This is a genomic window from Legionella drozanskii LLAP-1 (genome assembly GCF_001467585.1).
Lineage (GTDB): Bacteria > Pseudomonadota > Gammaproteobacteria > Legionellales > Legionellaceae > Tatlockia > Tatlockia drozanskii.
On sequence record NZ_LNXY01000031.1, the window covers coordinates 55,492 to 75,185 of the forward strand.

A 19,694-nucleotide genomic window follows, 5' to 3' on the forward strand; every position below is an offset into this window, starting at 1 on the left:
GAAGAGTCCCTGTAATTTCGGAGAAGTAGTATGACGATACGAGTCGCAATAAATGGTTACGGTCGCATTGGCCGCTGTGTCTTACGATCCATTTTTGAATACAAGCGCCAAAATCTATTCAACGTGGTTGCCATCAATGATGTATCGGGTATAGAAACCACTGCGCATTTAACTCGCTATGATTCAACGCATGGTCGATTTGGCAGTGAAGTACGCGTTGAGGGAAACAATTTAATTATTGATGGACACCCGATTCGGGTCACTTCCGAGCGCGACCCTTCCTTACTTCCTTGGAGTAGCTTGGATGTGGATATCGTTTTTGAGTGCACTGGACATTTCACTCATCGTGAAGGAGCAATGAAGCATATTCAGGCCGGAGCTAAAAAAGTTTTAATCTCCGCCCCCGGTAAAAATGCTGATGCAACTATAGTGTATGGAGTTAACCATCAAATACTGCAAGCAACTGATGTTATTGTATCCAATGCTTCCTGTACAACCAATTGCTTAGCTCCAGTGGTAAAACCGCTTAACGACGCATTGGGAATTTCTTCCGGCTTATTAAACACCGTGCATGCCTACACTAAAGATCAAATGTTATTAGATGCTAGTCATATCGATCTTCGTCGCGCACGCTCAGCAACACAATCCATTATTCCAACTAAAACAGGTGCTGCACAAGCGGTTGGTTTAGTACTCCCAGAATTGGCTGGCAAGCTCGATGGCTTTGCTATGCGAGTTCCCACACTGAATGTTTCTGTTATTGATCTCACGTTTATTGCTCTACGTGAAACCACGGCAGCCGAAGTTAATGACATCATGCGTAAAGCAAAATCTGAAGTTCTCCATATCAACGAAGAACCCTTAGTCTCTTGTGATTTCAATCACTATCCTGCTTCAGCTGTTTTTGATACTGCCCTGACGAAAGTGCTCGGCAATTTAGTGAAAGTAGTGGCTTGGTATGACAATGAGTGGGGTTTCTCTAATCGTATGTTAGATACCGCAAACTGTATGATGAATCGTTAAGGACAGTATAAATGAATCTAGTTCAAATGAGCGAGCTCAGTCTTCGTGGTAAACGAATATTGATTCGTGAAGATTTAAATGTTCCGATAAAAGATGGCATTATCACGAGCGATCAACGCCTACAAGCCGCTTTACCCACGTTACAAGCAGCTCTTGATGAAGGAGCGGCTGTAATGGTGTTATCGCATTTGGGCAGACCAGAAGAAGGTAAATTTGAAAAACGTTTTTCTTTAAAACCAATTGCTGACTACTTGGAAGCTAATCTTGAATACCCTGTTCGCTTTGAAACCAATTATTTAAATGGCATCGAGGTCAATCCCGGTGAATTAGTAATTTGTGAAAATGTAAGATTCAATCCGGGTGAGAAAGCAAATGATGACGACCTGGCAAAAAAACTTGCAAACCTATGCGATATCTTTGTGATGGATGCTTTTGGCACTGCCCATCGCGCCCAAGCTTCTACCTATGGCGTAGCAAAATATGCGACGGTAGCTGCAGCAGGTCCACTGCTTGTTCGCGAATTAGAGGCCTTACAACATGTACTTAAAGAACCTGCAAAACCGATTGTGGCTATTGTTGGTGGTGCCAAAGTATCATCCAAATTAACTTTACTGAAGCAACTAGTAGGGCGAGTTGATTATCTAATCCCCGGCGGTGGGATTGCCAACACTTTTCTTCGCGCTCAAGGCTATGAAATTGGCGTATCGCTTTGTGAAGAAAATTTACTGGATGATGCTCGGGAGATCTTGGCTTTAGCTAAAGAAAGTGGTTGCCAAATCCCGCTACCTTCCGATGTCGTTGTGGGTAAAACTTTTTCAGACAGCTGCCCGGCGTTTAATAAAACACTTAGTAATGTAGCCAGTGACGACATGATCATGGACATAGGCCCAGAAACAGTGAGTCGCTATGTCGACATCGTTAACCAAGCCAATACAATTATTTGGAATGGCCCCGTCGGTGTTTTTGAATTCCCGCAATTTGCTTATGGCACGAGAGCATTAGCGATAGCGATTGCTGATAGTGACGCCTTTTCTATTGCTGGCGGTGGAGATACACTTGCTGCGGTCGATCAATATGATCTAACCCATCAAATTTCTTATATATCCACAGGAGGTGGTGCTTTTCTTGAATTTCTAGAAGGTAAAACCTTACCTGCCGTAGCGATTTTAGAAGAGCGTGCCAATGCGTCGCCGCACTAAATAATTGCAACACTATTACTTTAGCGGATTTCAACCGTTACTGCCGCAACTTGTCGTGCGACTACTACAGCTAAAAGTATTTGGGCAGGGTAGGAAGACTCCGGGTGCGGCAGTGCCTTGGCTGAAGGTTTGAGTTCCTTGAGAGCAGGTAGAGAGAACGCCACCACCGGAGCATCGGCAGGTTATATTGCTAGCTAATATACACTGCCCATTTAGCGTTATAAGAGATACGGCAAGAGGCGAGCTGGAGGATGTACAATTATCACATCCGGCTAGCTGCATTCCGCTGGCTGAGAGGATAACAAGTAATGTAAGTTTTTGCGCCATTGTTGATTTATTTAACCAAATCATCCTTGTACTCCTTTCCTGAAATCGTTTGTTTTTATAAAAAAATGCTGTGTTTATATCTAAATTATTATCGGTGTATAGCGTGGTTAATTTTATTCCACAGTCGCATCAGAAATCCCTGGGTTTTCTAAACTTAAGATTCCAGTATTAAAATCATAAGCAAAAAGTTCGGCGTAGCGTCCCCAGTCAATCATCGTGCGTAACACACGCTCAGCTTCTTTTTCGCTTAAATAGTCTTCAAGTTTAGATAAAAATCGTTCTTCAGAAACACGATGACCCACTTTCTCATCTAAGACGCGGCGAATATAACGTGCCAAAGGCACTTTTTCTAAAAGTCGTCCTGCGAATAATTGCTTACGTGCTTGTAAATCGGCCTCTGAAAATTGTTTTCCTAATTCACTGAGTTGAATATCGCCATCGGATACTTTAGCAAATCCTAAAATCTCCAAGGTTTCTAAAATGGGAAATAAATCATCAATATTCATCATCAATTCATCAGCTAACTCTGGAAGATCAATCTGTTCCTTGAATGACTTCATAGTCTCAATCAATCCAGATAACTCTGAAGGCTCCACATCTGGTAAACGATAACCCAACCCAATTTGGCGCTCACGTTGCGCACCTTTTGCTTTTTCCTTAGGGCCTGTGGTCATCAAGGTATAGATTTTATCAACTAACGCACGAAACTCAGGCGCTTCTGAATCACGAGGTTGCTCCAGTGCAACTTGTAATTCTGCGCGAATATAGCCAGGATCACTGCCAAAAATAATGATTCGATCAGCTAGAGTTGCTGCTTCCTCAATATTATGAGTAACTAATAAGATCCCATTGGTGTTGGTTTTCTTTTCTTGCCATAATTTCAACATATCTGATTTTAAGTTTTCAGCCGTTAATACATCGAGAGCAGAAAAAGGTTCATCCATTAGCAACACGTCTGGATTAATAACTAAAGCTCGAGCAAAGCCAACCCGTTGACGCATTCCGCCGGATAATTCTTTGGGGAAAGCTGATTCAAATCCATCAAGACCGATAGTATCAATTGCTTCAATTGCACGGTGTCGCCTTTCTTCGCGTCCGACACCTTGGGCTTCTAAACCTAGCTCCACATTTTCGAGCACAGTTAACCATGGCATCAGCGCGAAAGATTGAAAAACCATCGCTATACCGGGCACCGGACCTGTCACGGGCTGACCACGATAAGTCACTTTTCCTGCTGAGGGCGGAACTAGACCTGCAATAATACGCAAAAGGGTGGATTTGCCCGAGCCAGATTTACCAAGTAAGGCAACAATTTCACCTTCTTGTAGACGAAAATTAACATCTTCGAGCACTAACAAATCTTGAGCAGATGCTTTTTTAAAGGATTTACGACAATTTTCAATAGCAATAATAGTTTCTGACATAGCATCCTCAATTGAAATGGAATCGCTCTTCCGCCAATCGATAAAGCGGACGCCAAATTAAATGATTAAATGCCAGGACATAAGTACACATCATCGCAGTACCTAAGGCTATTTTTGGGAAATCACCTGCTATCGTACTTGCATGAATATACTCCCCCAAGCCTGTCGCTTCCAAGGTGGTGTTTCCCCAACTAACCCACTCTGCCACAATACTGGCATTCCATGCTCCGCCGGCAGCAGTAATGGCTCCAGTAATATAAAATGGGAAGATTCCTGGCAATGCCAAGCGCTTCCACCATTGCCATCCTTTGACACCGAAATTATCCGCTGCCAAATAAAGGTCGCGTGGGATTGTTGAAGCACCGGCAATCACATTAAATAAAATATACCACTGAGTCCCCAAAATCATTAGTGGAGTGACCCAGATTTCGACACTCAGATGAAATTGTACAATAGCAATTACAAACAAAGGATAGAACAAATTGGCGGGAAAAGCGGCAACAAATTGAATAATTGGTTGAATTTTCTGTGCCAATCGTGGTCTTAACCCAATCCAAACGCCGACAGGAATCCAAATCAAAGAACTAAAAATAATTAATACAATAACTCGTGTACCCGTAGCTGCACCAAGAAGAAAGACATGCAAAACTTCTTTCAACTTAAGTTCAGTTAAAATAAAATTCATAAGCAGCCAACCACCGCCAAAAATTGCAAGGAGTACCACGGTATTCCATGTCCAATCGAGATGTTTTTGTCGGCGTAAATCGATTTCTTTTGCGACTTTAATACTCCGACGAGATAACCAACGCGCATTCACAAAATTATCTTTTACAACGGCTGCCATTTTACCAAAATGTTTGGTTAATCGACTCCCGCGAATTAAATCAATTAACCAGGATTGATATTCTTCCTCATCCGGTGAGGGTTCCATTTTAAATTTTTCTGACCAGGCAATGAGGGGTCTAAACAAAATCTGATCGTAGAGAAAAATAACGATAACCATGGACAAGATGGCATAGCCCACTGCATGCAGATCACGCTGCTCTATGGCTAGAGCAATATAAGAACCTACCCCAGGTAGGAGAATGTCCTGGTGAGAAACGGAGATAGCCTCGGATAATACGACGAAAAACCAACTAGCTGACATCGACATCATCAAATTCCACAGCAAACTCGACATCGAAAAGGGAACTTCAACCTTCCAAAATCGTTGCCAAGCAGATAATTGGAACATCGCCGACGCCTCTTTTAAATCTTCAGGCAAGGTTTTTAAAGCTTGATAAAATCCAAAAGTAATATTCCATACCTGAGCAGTAAAAATAGCAAAAATAGAAGCACATTCAGGCCCCAATAAACTGCCAGGGAATAAGCGAATGAATCCAGTTACGGTAATCGATAAAAAACTCAGAACGGGAACCGACTGTAAAACGTCAATCGCTGGAATAATCACTTGTTCAGCTCGCCGATTCTTCGCAGCCAACGCGCCTACAGCAAAGGTGAACAGCAATGATAAACCCAGAGCAATAAACATTCTTAACACGGTGCGCAATGCGTAAAAAGGCAGTTTGCTCGGATCTAAAGAAATGACTAAGGGCTCTCCTAATTGATAAGGACTCGCCATTTGTTTTCCCGCCCAACCGAGAAAAAACAGAACAAAAAAAATCAGTATCAGTAATAAAATATCCAAACGATTGATATAACGACTTACATTTTCACGGTTGGCAAAGTAAAAACGACTGTTGCGCACAATGCCCCCTATTTTTTACCTGGTTACGCCGATGGAATATTTGACTGGCCTTTGCTTAAACAAGTATTAGACCCCTTGACTTTGCTAAAGCTCAAGATCGCATAAAATAACATAAATTATGAGGGCTGTCGCCGAGGAATCAGAGTTTTCCTAGCGTCAATTCGGTTTTATTTGAACAAGATAGGCCTCCAAATCCTTTTCAGCCTGCGAGGGAATAAAATTAATCAGCAAAATTGAACTTTTTTTGACCACGCGTGTCTAATGATATGAGCATAAATTATAATGCTCTGCTCCGCGCTCCCCTCTTTACGCGGAGTAGTGTCATTACTAATTAAAGTAGGACACAATCACTTCCCCGGTTTAGGCCGGGGTTTTTTTCACCTTGAAAACGACTACAATTAGAATATATTTCGCTATGATGACTTTGAGGATAAATTCCATGAGGAAAATCAATATTTGTGCTGCTTTCATGCTATTTGCTTTATCCTTATCAGCTAAAGCACTACCTCCTGATAATACTCAACTTGCAGTTTGGGCTAATGAAGCCATTATTGCTACCTATACTTTTGATTATAAAAACTTCCTCGAAAACCAAAAAGGAATTGCTAAATATTTTACTGCAGGTGGATGGACTGCTTATAGTACGGCAATGACTAGTTCTAAACTTCCTGAAGCAGTGCAAACCAACTCTTATTATGTGAGCGCCGTAGCCACTTTACCCCCGGAAATTAAGACCCTCGCCCCTAATCAATGGCAAGCCAAAATGCCGATATTAGTGGTTTATAAAAATCCTCAATATCAACAAAAACAAAATTTGGACGTTACTATCCATTTCACACAAGCTCCTGCTGGACAAGGAGTTCGCGGTTTTGCGATTCTGAGTTTACAATCCAAGGTCAGTACGCCTCCTTGTCAGTGTTCTGATAAAACTAATGAGACTAATACCACTAGCACAGCAACACCAAGGTGATGAATTTTTACAATAAACGGCTAATCACCACCACCAGATGCAAAATAACTAATGCAATCAATAAAGCAACAATTAGATTTAATTTCCGGGGGAGGGTGATATCCAGAGCCGCTTGATTGGGATCATTCGGATTATAAAAAACATCAATTTCGGCATCCTTTTCGTAAGCAACTGCAGCTTTGTAGGCGACTCTTCGAGCATATTTACTATTAGGATTATTATGAGCGGTATCTAGAAAAAGGTATTCGCCCTGGAAATCCTGATCAAAGACCTGATAAGTATATTGAATTCTTGGCCATAAGCGCGGACCCGCGCGAGTCCATTCAAAGGTAGTGATACGACCTTTAGTTATTAACCAAGAACGAGCTTGGGCAAGCGCTGTTCTATCACGCCAAAAATGCCTTAGCATGAACAATAAAAATAACAGCCATGCTAAATCAAGCAGACTTTGCCCAGATAATAGTCGACTTAACACCAAGGGATCCTTTTGCCAGTTAATATCTTATCCTAATGCAAATAGCCCTCGTTTCCAATTCCTGTTGAAAACAAGGGCTATCACTGAATTCTGCGCGGTCAAAGATTACCAGCAAGCTCTATGTCTGGGTATCCAGTAGCCATTTTGCCAGTAGCCTCCGACCCGTCCACAATTATAATAAACAGGGCTCGGTCCTATATAGACTCCACCGCCACGATAGAAACCGCCATAACCCCAACCTGGGCCCCAACCAACGCCTGGCCCCCAACCCATACCACCACCTCTCCAGCCTCCCCAATGCCCCCCACCCCAATGGGCATCACTAGGAGCAGAGGCGAATAAACACAAACCCAAAAGCATGGCACCGAGTAGTTTATGGCCTTTAACATTAACGTTCATAAGAATCTCCCCTTTAGACCATTTGCCCCTTTTATAATTATAGACTTTGGGCAAATTTTATTCAGAGATAGTTGGTCGATTTTTCAGGGAAATACGGGAATGTATTGGGTGGCAACTGTCATGGCTCCCGCGGTCAAGCGGGGATTCGCAAACCGACTATTAAACTTCCACAACAGCTCAATTTCAGCTTATTTCTCTTTTGATTCCCAGAATGCGATATGTGCTCCTGTGGGGTCAACAACAACGATAAAACGACCCATGTCACCGACTGGAGTCACGGGCATTTTTATTGTCGCACCAAGACTTTTTGCTTTTTCTAAGGTTTGTTCAATATCATCAACTAAGATATATCCCATCCAATGAGGAGGAATTTGGTCCTTTTGCTCGGTAGGAATTTGCCAAATACCACCGAATTCATGTTCTCCGGCATTAATCATGGTATAAGTCATGTCCCCTGCCTCGTGTTCAATAAATTTCCATCCGAGTAATTTACCATAAAAATCTTTGGCAGCTTTAATATTCGTTGTAGCTAACTCATTCCAACAGAACTCTCCTTGCTTTGGTCTATTCATTACTTTAATTCCCATGATATTTATACTTATCCAGAAAGAAATTAACTCCTTTCCCCTACGCCTCTTAAAGGCTACAACAATTCAAAATGAGAAAATAGATTAACTAAGCTAAAGTTTAGATAAAGATGTGACAGCACTCTTGTCGTAATGACTCATCTCGGTATAATCATCAGCACCAACGCGCGAAATGAGGGAATCGCAATGATCGCAAAAACACCACTCTATGCCAGTCATTTGGCAATTGGTGGAAAAATGGTAGATTTTCATGGCTGGGAAATGCCTTTACACTATGGTTCACAATTGGATGAACACCACAGTGTTCGTCAGCATGCGGGAATGTTTGACGTCTCGCATATGACCGTCGTCGATGTGCTTGGAGCCGGCGGCAGACAATTTTTACGCAAATTACTTAGCAACGATGTTGACCTGCTTGAGCATACAGGACGTGCACTATACAGCTGCCTGTGTAATGAGCATGGAGGCATCATCGATGATTTGATTGCTTATCAACGCGCCTCAGATAATTACCGTCTTGTTTTAAACTCTGCAACTCGTACTCGTGACCTGGCTTGGATTCGCAGTAAAAGCGAAGGTTTTGCTGTTGGATTACAGGAAAGAAATGAACTTGCCATGTTAGCAGTTCAAGGCCCCGAAGCAGTCGCAAAAACTATGAGTGTTCTTACACCGGCTCAAATCGATGCCGTATCAACTCTCACGAACTTTGAGTGTGTCGATGTTGAAAACTGGTTTTTTGCCCGCACAGGTTATACAGGTGAAGATGGTTTAGAAATCATTTTACCTACAGAAGCAATTACTCAATTATGGTCCTCTCTATTAGCAGCTGGCGTTAAACCTTGTGGTTTAGCAGCGCGCGATACTCTTCGCCTTGAAGCCGGAATGTTGTTGTATGGACAAGATATGGATGAGTCGACCACTCCTTTGGAATCAGCTCTTGAATGGACCGTAAAATGGCAGCCCGAAGAACGAGATTTTATCGGCATGGGAGCTCTTTTATCGCAAAAACAACAAGGTGTTCGGCGCAAATTAGTCGGTTTAATTTTGCAAGATAAAGGCATCATGCGTAGTGGCCAGCGCGTTATCGTTGAAGGCCATGCCGATGGCCTTATCACTAGTGGAACTTATTCGCCAACGTTGGGTAAATCAATTGCTTTAGCGCGAGTACCTACGAAAATCGGTGAGCAAGTTATGGTTGAGATTCGCGGAAAACTCATTCCCGCTCAAGTCGGTAAACCAAGATTTGTTAAACGAGGACAAATATTATAACGATCAAATAAATTTGAAATTTAGCAACTTAATAAAAAGCCCTGATTATAATTATAAGAAGAGGACAAGAATAATGGCAGATTTAAAATTTACTCGAACCCACGAATGGTTGGAAAGCAGCGCTGATGGGATAATGACAATTGGTATCACTGAGCATGCTCAACAATTATTAGGGGATATGGTGTTTGTCGAGTTACCTGAAGAAGGTGATGAAGTAAAGATTGGACAGGAATTAGGCGTTGTTGAGTCTGTTAAAGCTGCTTCTGATTTTTATGCACCCATTAGTGGAGTCGTTGTCGCTGTCAATCAAAATGTGAACGAAGATCCTGCCCTTGTTAATAGCGATCCTTATGGAGCAGGTTGGTTAGTTAAAATAAAAGCGCACAACCTCGCTGAATTAAACGATTTATTAAATGCAGATCAATATCAAAACGAGATAGCTGAGGAACATTAATATGCCTTATATTCCACATACTGCCGAAGACATAGAAACTATGCTGGCTCAAATCGGAGTCAGCAAAACCCAAGATTTATTTGATGAAATTCCATCTTCACTACTCTATGGTGAACTTAAAAATATCCCTACCGGGTTGAGTGAAATGGCGATGCTTAAGGAAGCTCAACATCTCGCGAATAAAAATCAAAATGGACTTTGCTTTATGGGTGCTGGTAGCTATGAGCACCATATTCCGGCCGCGGTGTGGGATATTGCCTCTCGTGGGGAATTTTTAACAGCCTATACACCTTATCAAGCAGAAGCAAGTCAGGGCACTTTGCAGCTACTTTATGAATTTCAGACCATGATTGCTGAATTGACCGGCATGGATGTAGCGAATGCTTCGATGTACGATGGAGCAACGGCCTTGGCGGAAGCTGTCCTGATGGCTGTACGCGTCAATAAAAGGAGCAAAACCAATCGTGTTTTAGTGGCAGGTACTATTCACCCCCTTTACCGTGAAACCTTGGAAACCATTGTTCGCAATCAGCATATTGAGGTTATTACCTTAGCTTTTGACGAAAAGCAGGGGATTACAGCCGTCTCCGCGTTGGATAAATACCAAGGCGAAGATATTACTGCTTTAGTTATTGCGCAACCTAATTTCTTTGGCTGTTTAGAGTCGGTTAATGAACTTACTGATTGGGCACGTGCGAATCAAACAATTAGTATCGCTTGCGTTAACCCTATATCATTAGCGCTTTTAACACCACCAGGACAATGGGGTGAGCAGGGGGTTGATATCGTGTGTGGCGAGGGACAACCCCTGGGCTCACCCATGGCCTCTGGCGGACCGTATTTTGGTTTCTTTAGTACGCGCATGGAGCATGTGCGACAAATGCCGGGACGTTTGATTGGACGTACTTTAGATAAAGACGGTAAAACGGGCTACAGCCTCACTCTGCAGGCTCGAGAACAACACATTCGACGCGGTAAAGCCACTTCCAATATTTGCACTAACCAGGGTTTATTGGTCACGGCGGCAACTATTCACATGAGTTTATTAGGCGCTGAAGGGATGCTACAAGTTGCCCGTCAATGCCATCGTAATACTCAGGCCCTTGTATCTGCGCTAACACAAATTGATGGTGTAGAGGCTGTTTTTTCAGCACCTACTTTCCATGAGTCACTTCTACGTCTTGCTCAACCGGTTGATGAAGTACTCAGGCGCTTACGTGATGAAGGACTCATCGGTGGATACGCCATCGAATCACATTATCCACAATTAGCAAATACCTTACTCGTTTGTGCCACTGAAATGCGTACGGATGAGGACATTGCTCATTATGCCAATGCATTGAAGCGAATTTTAGCGAAGCGAGGTAGCTGATGTTTATAATACAGTTAACTTATAAAGCACCGATTAACGAAGTAGATAAGTATTTACAAGCTCATCGTGAGTTTCTCGAATACTATTACAAGCAGGGGCTACTCATCGTTTCAGGACCAATGAAGCCTCGAACTGGTGGAATTATCATTGCAGCAACCAACGATAAATCTAAGCTGGAAGAAATTTTTAAGCAGGATCCTTATTACCTCGCTGAGATTGCAGATTATCAAATTATCGAATTTACACCCGTTAAACACTGTAAAGAACTCAAAGATCTGATTCAAAGAACGGAGGGGGAATTATGCTAATCTTTGAACGCTCCAAACCTACCCGTCAAGCGACCGCACAGGCTCCGGATAATACAGCAGGGAAATTAGCAATTCCTGAGCAGTTTTTACGCTCCAAACCACCGCGATTGCCGGCTTGCTCTGAATTACAAGTGGTCCGTCATTATACAAAGCTTTCGCAAAAGAATTTTGCTATTGATACCAATTTTTACCCTTTAGGCTCCTGCACAATGAAATACAATCCGCGTGGAGTGCATAAAGCAGCCTCTATTGCCGATTTTATTAACCGTCATCCTTTGGCTCCAGAAGAGGCAAGCCAAGGCTTTTTGCAAATTATTCATGATCTGCAAACTAATTTGGCTGAAATTACTGGCATGCAAGCAGTGTCATTAACACCTATGGCGGGTTCTCAGGGTGAATTTGCCGGCGTCGCTATGATTAAGGCTTATCATCAATCACGTGGCGATAGCCTGCGTGATGAAATACTGATTCCTGATGCCGCTCATGGTACTAATCCCGCCTCCGCAGTGATGTGTGGTTTTAAAGTGGTTGAAATTGCCACAGCCAATGATGGTGACATTGATTTAGAAGAACTACGTCGCAAAGTCGGTCCTAAAACAGCAGGAATTATGCTCACCAACCCATCCACACTTGGGTTGTTTATGCGTCAAATTAAAGAAATAGCGCAGATCGTGCATCAGGCTGGCGGACTTCTTTATTATGACGGCGCCAATTTAAATGCTATTTTGGGTAAGGTAAGACCAGGCGATATGGGTTTTGATGTCATGCATTTAAATTTACATAAAACCTTTGCAACGCCTCATGGTGGCGGAGGACCTGGAGCAGGGCCAGTAGCCGTTGGAAAACGTTTACTGCCTTACATCCCACTGCCTAATGTTATCAAAGAAAATAACGCCTATCGTTGGGCTACTAGCAGTGATTTTCCTCAAAGCATTGGCCGTCTATCTTGCTTTATGGGTAATGCTGGTATTTTACTTCGCGCTTATTTTTATATTCGTGTTTTAGGTAAAGAAGGGCTACTGCGTGTTTCTGAGTTTGCCACACTTAATGCGAATTATTTACTGACTAAACTTGAGAAAGCAGGCTTTAATCCCGCTTATCCTGGACGGCGTGCAAGCCATGAGTTTATTCTTTCTCTGAACCAAGAGAAAAAAAAGCATGGCATTAATGCGATGGATTTAGCAAAACGATTGCTGGATTATGGCTTTCATGCACCAACCACCTACTTCCCATTGCTGGTTCCCGAATGTTTACTTATCGAACCGACGGAAACAGAAAGCAAAGAAGAATTGGATGGTTTTATTAGCGCTATGCAAGCCATCCTTCATGAGGCGGAAACCAATCCGAATCTTTTGCGGGAAGCGCCGCATACTTTGCCAGTGAAGCGTTTAGATGATGTAAGAGCGGCAAGGGAATTAGATTTAAATTATTTTAGTCATCAAGATTAATCAGACTCAGCCCTACTCCCTCAGTTTACTCTGCCCTTTAGTCGAAAAAGACTACTAGGTCAGGGTTCTACGGGATCGCTGGGGCTGTTTGCGTTATACTTAGATTACCTCTTTCTATGATCTGATTAAATTGAAAAAACAAATCTTACCTGCAATATTCGCCAGACAGGCAATTTATGATACGCAAGGCTCTGTATGCGCTTATGAACTTCTCTACCGAGCAGGTGATCTCAATCGTGCGAATATTGATGCCACAGATGAGCAAGCTGGAGACAGTGCAACTGCCCACGTACTTTCCAATCTTTTCAGACACCTCGATCTCAATATGATCATCGGACATCATCCCGCCTTCATTAACTTTACTCGTAATCATTTGCTACAAGAGATTCCGGCTTTGCTTCCCACAGATCGAATTGTGATTGAGTTATTAGAAAATATTCCTATCGATGAGCTGTTATTGGAAAATATAAAAACATTTTCTAAACAGGGTTATAAAATCGCACTCGATGATTTTATTTTTAGCGAGGATTTAATCCCATTGATTAATCTTGCTGATATCATAAAAATTGAGGTGTTAGGCTTAGCGAAGCAAGAAATTAACAAACAGCTAACCTTACTTAGCGCATCTGGATTTAAAGGTAAATTATTAGCTGAAAAAATTGAAAATCGCGAACAATTAATTGTATGCCGCGATTTAGGCTTTGATTTTTTTCAAGGCTTCTTTTTAAATCACCCCAATCTAGTCCAAAACCAGACGCTCTCAAAAGATAAAATCCTTCTACTCGAATTATTCGCTGAGCTTTATAACTCCGAAACCCAGATTGCCCGAGTTGAGGAAATAATTTTGCAAATACCCAAGTTGGGTGAGCGCATCCTAAAACTATCCAACTCCGCTTCAATGTATCAAGGTAAAATGATTGACTCTCTAATCGAGGCTATCCAACGCTTAGGACTTTCAGAAATCCGAAATTGGATGAGCCTACTTTTAATAGCGGAGCTCAACGATGTGAAGGATGATTTACTCGAAAGAACACTCATTAGAGCCAAAATGTGTCAAGTCCTTACCGGTCATTTTGATGTAAGTAATTCTCATCAAGCATTTACGGTAGGTATGTTTTCTACTTTAGATGCTGTACTAAATGAGCCTATGCCTTTTTTATTATCTAAAATCCAATTAGACGATGAAATTAACGCTGCTTTATTAACTCGTCGAGGTACTCTTGGTTATTTAATAGACATGACCCAAGCTTATGAGCAAGCCAATTTTAATAAACTAGAGTACTCGAAATTTAGTGCGCAAGATTACACGGATGCTTACTTACAAGGGATTTCTTATGCTAACAATACCATGGCCTTAATTCGTTAAGATTAAGCAGGATAACTGATTGTTTTTAAAAATAAATAGAAAAATACTTTGCTATGGAAAGAAAATAAGTTATAACAGACATACCTGTATCAAGGATAGATAGGTATAGGTTCAAGTTCAAATTCTAGCCGGGTTAAACCATTCATTTTCAGTGCCGCAACGGAGTCGCTATTACCCATCTTCAGATAGGAGGGGTATGTGCAAATGCGAGCAGATCTGCAGAAAATCTTGCGTCTGGCCTGCGATAGTATTGAGTAACTGAACCAAAAAATGGTAATGGATTCAATCCTACAATCTGTGGCTCAAGTCTGACCGTTTACAGAAATTTTATTTTATGGATCTTTGGCTATTACCCAATAAGCTGTCAGTCTAAGCTGACAAAATTATTTTTTTCATGGAGTGAAAAAATGAACAGTAAAGTATTTTCACAACGATTCAATCGTGAGTTGTCATTGTTAGGGTTCCCAGAAGAATTGTCTGATAAGATTAAGGCAGTTTCCAAAGTATTTGGCGTTACTCGTCATTTAGCAAACGCTATGATCTTTGGCCATATGCTGCCCTCTCCAGAACAACTAGACAAGATAGCAAAAGTGTTGGAAGTCTGTCCCCAATGGCTGAGTGGCGCGACAGATAGGAAAAAAGCTTACCCCGGCCAAGAAACCGCTGATAGCGTATAAGTTGACTGCTAATTAGGATATACTTACACTAATTGAGCCACTCGCAATACAATAAAGAAAGTATTGCGAGTCTAATATTGTGCAAGGATTATTTTTACCATGGAATGCTTAAGTTATTGCATTGCCAACGCGATTGATTTGTCACGCCTAGATACCTACTTCAAAACCAGCTTACCTGGTTATAGTTCTATCCGATCTCGAGACGTCTTAAAATTAAACCGCTCTGATAAAAATAACACCTTAATTTTTGTTTTCAAAAATGGCACGGTGGTTTCCTGGGGTGTTAAACGTTATCAAGTTAAACACTATCTTGATATCATTAAACAATTTGCGGATAAACCCATCTCCTTTTTAGTACGTGATGAATTCAGTTATAAGCTTGGAGATAAAACCGCCATAGAGCCTCATGGTTTCTTTGATGTAGACTGTTTAGTTATGGACGATGAGGATAGTGAGGACTTGAAGCTGAGTTTTTCTTACGGATTTTCGCAATCTGTAAAGTTACAGTACTTTGAAACTATTATTGATGCCCTCATCGATAAATATAACCCAATGATTCAAAGCCTTTCTCATAAAGGCCATATGCCTATTAGTCGTAATCAAATTCGTCAAGTTATCGGTGAAATTCTTGGTTCTAAAAGCGAAATGAACTTGATTTCTAATTTTCTTTATCATCCAAAATATTTTTGGCAACACCCTAGCTTGGAAGAATACTACACGATGCTTGAGCGTTATTTACACATTCAACGACGGGTAAATGCCATTAATCATCGCTTAGATACTCTCAATGAAATCTTCGATATGTTTAATGGTTACCTTGAAACTCGTCATTCTCATAGCTTGGAAATCATTATCATTGCGTTGATTACAGTCGAAATTGTTTTTGACGTTCTTAACTTTATTTTTTAGCCCTATAACATGAATAACCTCAAATCTTGGTTGTCTAATCATTCTTCTTTTAAAACGGAAGTTTTAGCAGGGATTACGTCTTTTCTAACGATGGCCTACATCGCGTTTGTCAATCCAAGCATTTTACATGAAGCAGGGATGGATCAAGGGGCAGTTTTTACGGCAACTTGTTTAGTCACTGCGTTTGGCTGTGCTTTAACAGGATTTTTAGCTAATACGCCTATTGGGATAGCGCCTGGAATGGCTCTCAATATTTATTTTGCGTATTCTGTCGTTCTTACCATGGGCATTGATTGGCAACATGCTCTCGCGATGGTATTTATTTCAGGCTTATTATTTTTTCTTATTAGCCTTACAAGATTGCGACGCTTATTGATCGAAGCGATTCCTCATAATTTGCAAATCGCTATCTTAATTGGAATCAGCTTACTTATTGCAATGATTGCTTTGCAATCTAATCAATTGATTGTCAGTGATAATCACACCATGATCCGCTTAGGCGATCTTAGTCGACCGCAGAGTGGCTTGTTTTTTTTGGGGTTCCTAATGATCTTAGTACTTGATTATTACCTTGTTCCTGCTGCGATTATTTTAGGGATCCTGAGCGTCAGTGTATTAAGTTTATTATTAGGTTTGACAACTTGGCAGGGTTTGGTGGCCTTACCACCCTCCATGGCACCGAGCTTTTTAAAGCTCGACTTTTCTGGTCTTGCTAGTATTCCCTCACTTAAAGCAATTTTTACCTTCTTCTTAATTGCTGTTTTTGATGCGACAGGGACGCTTGTTGGGCTTCTTAATCAATCTGTCTTTAGAGATAACCCCCATTATCAACAACGTCTAAGTAGAAGTTTAACCGCTGATGCAGCCGCATCTACCTTAGCCGGTCTTTTGGGCTCAGCAAGTACTTCTCCTTACATTGAATCAGCCGCAGGAATTCAAGCAGGAGGGCGTACTGGCTTAACCGCTTACGTCATTGCAATAGGCTTTGTGTTGATGTTATTTCTCTTTCCTCTTGCGCAAATGATTCCCAGTTATGCAGTTGGTCCCGCTTTGCTCTATGTCGCTTGTTGCATGATGAAACATTTAGGGGAGTTAAAATTAGAAGACATCAGCGAGACGGCACCTTGCATGGTCACTATTATGTTAATTCCTTTTACCTCATCCATTGCTGATGGAATTGGGGCTGGAATTCTACTTTACAGTTTACTCAAATTATTCACGCGTCAAACCATTAATCCGCTATTAATGACCTTAAGTTTCATCTTTGTTGTATTTTTCCTTATTCGCTAGATTGTGTTTTTTTTGTACTTTATGCCCTTATTGGTTGCTTCTTGTTTAATAAAATGGTTTACTATAAGCTAAAATAGAGATAATTCGTTTTTTCTTGGCTAAAATATGTGCCCTCCAAACCCAGAAATTGCTAGCTTTTTTTTCCTTGGTACAGGTCAACATAGAGTGACCAATAAGAATGTTATAAAAACCTTTTATGAGGCAACTGAGGACTATTATGCAAACACTGATTCCGACGAACTCAGTAAAACTCATGTTTGCCTTTTCGATGGAGTAGGCTCTAATCCAAATGGGATGAGCTCTGATCTTAAATATTCGCAGCAGGATAGAGAAGAGCATCCTATCCCAGGAAGCTATATTTTCAATCCTGAAAACAACAAAAAAATACCAATAGAAACAACGATATTACCCCAAAACATTAAAGAATTAATGAGGCGTCTTAATGGCACGGTGGCTGGCGAAGGGATAGATGAAATACTATTTGAAGCCATTTTGCGTTTGGAACAGTTAAGAAAAGAGAATAAATTCCCCAAGGAAATCAATCTTCATGGCTTTAGTCGCGGGGCAGACACCTGTGTCAGACTCGCAAATCTTTTAGATGCCCTTTATCCCCAAGCTCCCGAGCTCAAAGTTAATCTTTTCCTCATCGACCATGTGTCCGGTCCAAGACATAGTGAAGATCCTCAAGCTTATACAATCCCCGCTAATGTTCAACATTTTGAATCAGTGACTATGCTGCATGAATACAGGCCCTATTTTAATCCCCAGGATAAATCCAGATATGTTTTTGCCAGTCCAGGTACCACTCAAACAACCTTTAAGGTTTACCCAGGTGGACATGGTAAGGGAATGAACCTCGGTATTAATGACGCATCCAATCAAGTAGCCCAACTTCTGCATGATGATCTGTTCCGTTTTGCTAAAAAGACTGGCAGTCTTCCTGACGATGAACAAGATCCTCCAGACATCAATAAAGAAGTTCAATTTCATGTGTATGAAACTAAGCCAACTCACGCCCTTGAGGACGCAGAGCGCTTTACACTTTATAATGAAATCCTAGAAAATTGGCCGCATTATTCAGCAGGAGTTCGCCTTAATAACCGTGACATCTTGCAGCAGTACGAACTTAATCCTCAGCATCATTTATTTGTTAACCAAGAACATGCTGAGTTATTCGAAGCTCTGTATCCTAGAACTTATAATTGGTTTTACAAAAATTCTGGAAACTCCCCCGGGCTGCATAAAAAAGAAATCGAAGAGCTTGAAAAAGAACTAGCTCAACTAAAAGAGTTGGAAAATACCTCTAAAACAGGTGCTCTTTTTTATAAGCGATTTTGTGGATATTACAAAATAAAAGATAATTCTTTCGGTCCCTCTCGCTTCTCGCCTGCTTATGACGATCATAGATCGGGAACACCGTTAGTTACAGACGAATTATCTTATTTAAAGCATGCAATAACTTCTATTATTAACTATGAAACCCATCATCGAAAATACCATTCGTTTGAGAACAATGTAACCTTAAAACTATTAAATAATTCTCTTAAAAAGGCAGAATTTCTTCCTCGAGATCAAGCCTGCAATATCATAAAAAACTCGATAAATAGTTCACTTAACTACTTAAAAAGCGAGGATCATAAAAAATATTTATATCAGCAACTTTTTAAATTAAAATTAGAGATTGGTCCTAGAAAATTTGAATTCGATAATCTTATTAAAAGATATTCTGAGCATATTAGTAATCAGCAAAAAATACATCTTGATAAAGCGAGTCAAGATCTAGCGCTGATAGAAAAAACGGAGTTACCTTATTTACAAAAATTTGCAGAGTCAAAAATAATAATAATCAATGCTATTCTCCATTTACAAAAACAAAATGAGAAAGAAGATGAAGAACCTTCTCCACAGGTGAAAGAATTAATTAGCGAGCTCAATCAACTAACCACTTCAAGTTTTGCTGCGCCCAGCCTAGCTTCTGAGACTGCCAATTTGTTTGTAGCGTACAGCAAACGTAATCTGTTTTGGGAGATGGCTTACCAGATTTTATCGAAGATTATTCCAATCGAATCACCTTTTGTGTCACGAAAAAAATCTCTCATTTCAAAAGAAATTTCAGATCGCTTGGAAAATTTAGATTCGCAAGGTGAAGGTAATAATTTAAATAAAATATACGAAATTTTAGCGCTTGGCGAAAGACTATTGCATAAGCATCAACAAAATTACTTTAATAAAAATCATTATTTGAACAAAGGAGATTTTGATAAGATACTTATGGTTGCTAAAAAAAGAGTGATTGAACAAATGACTGGCTTTGGCCTTGCAAACAATACTGATATTATTGAGTCTGGCGCGGATTTTGATGAGAATGATAACAAGCCTAATCCTCTTAGCTTTTCATGACCAATTTCCACGCAACCCATTCATGATGTTCATTACCGTAAAATAAAAAA

Annotated in this window: 18 protein-coding genes; 13 read left to right on the top strand and 5 right to left on the bottom strand. The window is 40.9% G+C overall.

Annotation, left to right across the window (positions count from 1 at the left end):
* Positions 1-30: 30 nt before the first annotated feature.
* Together gap and Ldro_RS13755 are read left to right on the top strand one after the other, a co-directional pair.
* Complete coding sequence (gap, locus tag Ldro_RS13750) at positions 31-1,023, top strand: type I glyceraldehyde-3-phosphate dehydrogenase (RefSeq protein ID WP_058497001.1); 993 nt, start codon at positions 31-33, stop codon at positions 1,021-1,023.
* 11 nt (positions 1,024-1,034) lie between these two features.
* On the top strand, positions 1,035-2,222 hold the full coding sequence (locus Ldro_RS13755) for a phosphoglycerate kinase (protein WP_058497002.1): 1,188 nt from the start codon (positions 1,035-1,037) through the stop codon (positions 2,220-2,222).
* Between the two features lie 440 nt (positions 2,223-2,662).
* On the opposite strand, the gene Ldro_RS13765 is transcribed toward Ldro_RS13755, so the two are convergent.
* Positions 2,663-3,973, bottom strand: a complete 1,311-nt coding sequence (locus Ldro_RS13765; protein ID WP_058497004.1) for an ABC transporter ATP-binding protein — start codon at positions 3,971-3,973, stop codon at positions 2,663-2,665.
* A gap of 7 nt (positions 3,974-3,980) precedes the next feature.
* On the bottom strand, positions 3,981-5,720 hold the full coding sequence (locus tag Ldro_RS13770; protein WP_058497005.1) for an ABC transporter permease: 1,740 nt from the start codon (positions 5,718-5,720) through the stop codon (positions 3,981-3,983).
* Positions 5,721-6,159: 439 nt separating this feature from the next.
* On the opposite strand from Ldro_RS13770, the gene Ldro_RS13775 reads away from it, so the two are divergent.
* The gene (locus tag Ldro_RS13775; RefSeq protein WP_058497006.1) at positions 6,160-6,690 is read left to right on the top strand and encodes a DotI/IcmL family type IV secretion protein; all 531 of its coding nucleotides are present in this window, start codon (positions 6,160-6,162) and stop codon (positions 6,688-6,690) included.
* Between the two features lie 7 nt (positions 6,691-6,697).
* Here the strand turns inward: Ldro_RS13775 and Ldro_RS13780 are convergent, their stop codons facing one another.
* The 3 genes from Ldro_RS13780 to Ldro_RS13790 all read right to left on the bottom strand — a co-directional run bounded on the left by Ldro_RS13780 (position 6,698) and on the right by Ldro_RS13790 (position 8,136).
* On the bottom strand, positions 6,698-7,099 hold the full coding sequence (locus Ldro_RS13780) for a DUF3592 domain-containing protein (RefSeq protein WP_083497992.1): 402 nt from the start codon (positions 7,097-7,099) through the stop codon (positions 6,698-6,700).
* Between the two features lie 171 nt (positions 7,100-7,270).
* On the bottom strand, positions 7,271-7,564 hold the full coding sequence (locus Ldro_RS13785; protein ID WP_058497008.1) for a hypothetical protein: 294 nt from the start codon (positions 7,562-7,564) through the stop codon (positions 7,271-7,273).
* Between the two features lie 188 nt (positions 7,565-7,752).
* The gene (locus Ldro_RS13790) at positions 7,753-8,136 is read right to left on the bottom strand and encodes a VOC family protein (protein WP_058497217.1); all 384 of its coding nucleotides are present in this window, start codon (positions 8,134-8,136) and stop codon (positions 7,753-7,755) included.
* Positions 8,137-8,337: 201 nt separating this feature from the next.
* Between Ldro_RS13790 and gcvT the strand changes: the two genes are divergently transcribed.
* The 10 genes from gcvT to Ldro_RS13840 all read left to right on the top strand — a co-directional run bounded on the left by gcvT (position 8,338) and on the right by Ldro_RS13840 (position 19,644).
* A complete protein-coding gene (gcvT, locus tag Ldro_RS13795; protein ID WP_058497009.1) occupies positions 8,338-9,420 on the top strand; it encodes a glycine cleavage system aminomethyltransferase GcvT in 1,083 nt (360 codons plus the stop codon).
* Between the two features lie 73 nt (positions 9,421-9,493).
* Positions 9,494-9,874: a glycine cleavage system protein GcvH gene (gcvH, locus tag Ldro_RS13800; RefSeq protein WP_058497010.1), complete on the top strand. Its 381-nt coding sequence runs from the start codon at positions 9,494-9,496 to the stop codon at positions 9,872-9,874.
* 1 nt (position 9,875) lies between these two features.
* The gene (gene gcvPA / locus Ldro_RS13805; RefSeq protein ID WP_058497011.1) at positions 9,876-11,246 is read left to right on the top strand and encodes an aminomethyl-transferring glycine dehydrogenase subunit GcvPA; all 1,371 of its coding nucleotides are present in this window, start codon (positions 9,876-9,878) and stop codon (positions 11,244-11,246) included.
* Entirely contained in the window at positions 11,246-11,554 is a 309-nt protein-coding gene (locus Ldro_RS13810) for a YciI family protein (RefSeq protein ID WP_058497012.1), read from the top strand. Before gcvPA ends, Ldro_RS13810 begins: the two co-directional genes overlap by 1 nt.
* Positions 11,548-13,002, top strand: coding sequence for an aminomethyl-transferring glycine dehydrogenase subunit GcvPB (gcvPB, locus tag Ldro_RS13815; protein WP_058497013.1), 1,455 nt, complete (start codon positions 11,548-11,550; stop codon positions 13,000-13,002). Before Ldro_RS13810 ends, gcvPB begins: the two co-directional genes overlap by 7 nt.
* A 130-nt stretch (positions 13,003-13,132) precedes the next feature.
* On the top strand, positions 13,133-14,368 hold the full coding sequence (locus Ldro_RS13820; RefSeq protein ID WP_083497979.1) for an EAL and HDOD domain-containing protein: 1,236 nt from the start codon (positions 13,133-13,135) through the stop codon (positions 14,366-14,368).
* A 407-nt stretch (positions 14,369-14,775) separates the two neighbouring features.
* Positions 14,776-15,045 carry a hypothetical protein gene (locus Ldro_RS13825; protein ID WP_058497015.1) on the top strand — a complete coding sequence of 90 codons (270 nt, stop codon included), beginning with the start codon at positions 14,776-14,778 and terminating at the stop codon, positions 15,043-15,045.
* A 99-nt stretch (positions 15,046-15,144) separates the two neighbouring features.
* Positions 15,145-15,954, top strand: a complete 810-nt coding sequence (locus Ldro_RS13830; protein ID WP_058497016.1) for an RMD1 family protein — start codon at positions 15,145-15,147, stop codon at positions 15,952-15,954.
* Between the two features lie 9 nt (positions 15,955-15,963).
* A complete protein-coding gene (locus Ldro_RS13835; RefSeq protein WP_058497017.1) occupies positions 15,964-17,244 on the top strand; it encodes an NCS2 family permease in 1,281 nt (426 codons plus the stop codon).
* 105 nt (positions 17,245-17,349) lie between these two features.
* Positions 17,350-19,644: a DUF5621 domain-containing protein gene (locus tag Ldro_RS13840; RefSeq protein ID WP_058497018.1), complete on the top strand. Its 2,295-nt coding sequence runs from the start codon at positions 17,350-17,352 to the stop codon at positions 19,642-19,644.
* The last annotated feature ends 50 nt before the right edge of the window (positions 19,645-19,694 follow it).